Consider the following 3,162-nt stretch of genomic DNA (forward strand, 5'->3'; position numbering starts at 1 on the left):
GTGCCATCAGGGGCATGGCGATGCTGCTGTTCGGCGCGGCGCTATTGGCAGTGGGGCAACTGTTCGCACAGCCCTCCTTCGCGACATTTATCTTGCCGATGTGGGTCGTTGCCGTGGGTATCGTCTTCATTGTCTCAGTCACCGCAAACGGTGCACTCGAGGCGTTTGGCGATGTCGCGGGAACCGCAGTCGCACTCTACTTCTGCATCCAGAGCCTTGTCGTCGGCATCTTCGGCACGTTGTTCGTCGTCCTGCTCGGCGGAGACACGGCGTGGCCGCTGGTCGCCTACTGTTCGGTCATGGCGACGCTCACACTAAGCGCACTGAGGCATTTGCAGAAACGCCAAACCGAATAGACTGGACAGATGAGAAGCCTGGGCGGTTGGCGCAGGCTTCTCATCGTTGTCAGCGCGACGCCGCACACACCTCCCGCACACAGTCGCGCAACCAGCGTTGCGCCGGATCGGCATCGAGGCGCGGATGCCAGAGCATGGAGATAGTGACTTCCGCGGTGGCAACCGGCAGGGGAAAACTGCGCATGCCGGCGCGTGCGCCCTCGGTATGCCGCTCCGGAACGCTGGCGATCAGGTCTGATGTGCGGGCCATGGCAAGGGCTGCCGAGAAACCGGAAACCATGCACACGACGGTCCGCCGCAGCCCGAGCCGGTTCAAAGCCTCGTCGATCGGCCCTTTCTCGCGGCCACGCCGTGAAACGCTGATGTGTCGGCCTGCGGCATAGCGCTCAGGCGTCACCGCGCCCTCGGTCAAGGGATGGCCCGTTCGCACGGCGCCGATGAAGCGGTCGCGAAGCAGCGCCTGGATGCGCACCTCCGGGCCGGTCTCGCCAGCGACGCCTATGTCCAGATCGATCGCCGCGTCGCGCAGCGACATGACGTCCCGGTCGGACTTCGGTGCAAAGCGCAGCCGCACGCCGGGCGCATCGGCCTGGATACGGGCAACGAGACGAGGTGCGAACTCTTCGACGAAGCTCTCATTGGTGCGCAGCGTGAAGACCCTGTCCAGGTTCGGGAGATCGAGCAAGGTGGCAGGGCGCAGGATCGCCTCCGCATCCTGGACGACAGGGCCTACCTGCTGTCGCAGTTCTTCCGCACGCGGCGTAGCCACAAGGCCTCGACCGGCGCGAACCAGCAGCGGATCGCCCGTCGCCTGGCGCAGTCGCGCCAGCGTGCGGCTCATCGCCGAAGGGCTGAGGCGTAGGCGGCTGGCGGCGCGCGCCACGCTGCCTTCGGTCAGCAGGACGTCGAGAGCGAACAGTAAGTTGAGATCGGGTGATGTCATCGGCAGATCATGACATGATATGGCGCCAAACGCACGAATAAGATGCAAATGCTGCGCCTTCCGCCACATTGGCCAAGGAACTAGATCTCCAGCAGTTCCGGTTGTGGGACTGATGGAAGGAGATCGCCGTGGCAATCGCTGAGCAAAATCCGGACGCGCTGACATCGGCGCCACCACGGATGCAATCCGCCGGCTGGGCGTTGGCAAGCCTGTCGCTCGCCACACTGCTGTCGTCGCTGGGAACCAGCATTGCCAGCGTCGGGCTGCCGTCGCTGATGCAGAATTTCGGCGCGACGTTCCAGGCCGTGCAATGGGTTGTTCTGGCCTATCTCCTCGCCATCACCACACTGATCGTCAGCGCCGGCCGGCTGGCCGACATGTTCGGGCGCCGACCGTTGCTGCTTGGGGGCATCGCGCTGTTCACGTCCGCATCGGTGCTCTGCGGCCTGGCGCCGACACTCTGGCTGCTGATTGCCGCACGCGCCGTGCAGGGACTTGGCGCAGCGCTGATGATGGCGCTGACGCTGGCCTTCGTCGCCGAAACCGTGACCAAAGACAGAATCGGCGGCGCCATGGGCCTGCTCGGCGCCATGTCCGCGATCGGCACGACACTTGGCCCCTCGCTCGGCGGCCTTTTGATCACCGGCTTCGGCTGGCGGGCGATCTTCCTCGTCAATGTCCCGCTGGGAGTGCTCACCTTCGCTCTTGCCTGGCGTGCCCTGCCGGCACGCAATAAAACCGCGCGGCTCGACCGAGGCACGTTCGATGTCGTGGGCACCGCCCTGCTGGCCCTGACGTTGGCCGCCTATGCGCTGGCGATGACGCTGGGCAGAGGCAATTTCGGCACGCTCAACATCGGCCTGCTGATCGCCGCAGGCACCGGCGTTTTTCTTTTCGCCGCCGCGCAGGCGAGAGTGAAAAACCCCTTGATCCGGCTTGCCAGCTTCCGCGATCTCCAGCTGAGTGCCAGTCTCGCCATGAGCCTCGTCGTCGCCACGGTGATGATGGCGACGCTGGTTGTGGCTCCGTTCTACCTGTCGCGCGGGCTCGGGCTGGATGCTGCAATGGTGGGTGTGGTGCTGTCGACCGGCCCGCTCGTCTCGACCTTGTCGGCGCTGGTGGCCGGACGCCTGACCGACCGCTTCGGCGCTCATAGGATGATGGTCGCAGGCCTGCTCAGCCTCACGACAGGCACGTTCCTGCTGTCGCTCGCCGTGACCAGATTCGGCATTGCCGGCTATGTCGTTGCGATCACCGTCACCTGCATCGGCTACGCGCTGTTCCAGACGTCGAACAATGCAGCCGTCATGACCGGCGTTGACGCGGGTCAGCGCGGCGTCGTCTCCGGTCTGCTCAACCTTTCGCGCAATCTCGGGCTCATCACCGGCGCCTCGTTGATGGGCGCCATATTCGCCGTCGCATCGGCCGAAGGGCACGAAGGCATTGGTCTTCTGAGTTCCGAGGCCGCCGCCCGGGGAATGCAGGTCACCTTTCAGACGGCGACGGTGCTGGCGCTGGCTGCGCTGTTCCTCGCACTGCTCTCGGCCCGCGCCACAGGCCGCGCAGAATCCAGGGCTTCGTGACGCGCACACCGCTCAGAGAGTAGAATTCCAAACAGGCTCAGGCACCTGCCCGCTTGCGGCGTTCATAGAGCATGACCAGCGTTTCCGCCGTCAAGGCAGGCTTTTCCTCGCCTTCGATCTCGACCGTGTTGGCCGCCTTCATCAGATACTGGCCCGGGCCCCTGTCCTCCATGGACAGCAGCGTGATGCGCAGTCTGATGCGGGCGCCGACCCTGACCGGCGCCAGGAAGCGTACTTTGTCGAAGCCATAATTGAAGGCGGCCTGCGTATTCTCGGGCAC

Annotated in this window: 2 protein-coding genes and 2 pseudogenes; 2 read left to right on the forward strand and 2 right to left on the reverse strand. The window is 64.9% G+C overall.

The window, feature by feature from the left end:
* A pseudogene (locus EN884_RS30890) lies at positions 1-356 on the forward strand (CmlA/FloR family chloramphenicol efflux MFS transporter); the annotation flags it as partial.
* Positions 357-405: 49 nt separating this feature from the next.
* Here EN884_RS30890 and EN884_RS30895 read toward each other — a convergent pair.
* Positions 406-1,299 (reverse strand): LysR family transcriptional regulator, encoded by an 894-nt coding sequence (locus EN884_RS30895; RefSeq protein WP_063170254.1) that lies wholly within the window; start codon positions 1,297-1,299, stop codon positions 406-408.
* 128 nt (positions 1,300-1,427) lie between these two features.
* On the opposite strand from EN884_RS30895, the gene EN884_RS30900 reads away from it, so the two are divergent.
* A complete protein-coding gene (locus EN884_RS30900; RefSeq protein ID WP_063168162.1) occupies positions 1,428-2,882 on the forward strand; it encodes an MFS transporter in 1,455 nt (484 codons plus the stop codon).
* Positions 2,883-2,919: 37 nt separating this feature from the next.
* Here EN884_RS30900 and EN884_RS30905 read toward each other — a convergent pair.
* Positions 2,920-3,162: pseudogene (locus EN884_RS30905) on the reverse strand (MaoC/PaaZ C-terminal domain-containing protein); the annotation flags it as partial.

It is taken from the genome of Mesorhizobium sp. M7A.F.Ca.AU.001.01.1.1 (assembly GCF_004022735.1).
Lineage (GTDB): Bacteria > Pseudomonadota > Alphaproteobacteria > Rhizobiales > Rhizobiaceae > Mesorhizobium > Mesorhizobium ciceri.

What these genes read in the sequence shown, in the direction of transcription:
- EN884_RS30895 (WP_063170254.1), bottom strand. Translation starts at nt 1,299, where the DNA reads ATGACATCACCCGATCTCAACTTACTGTTCGCTCTCGACGTCCTGCTG.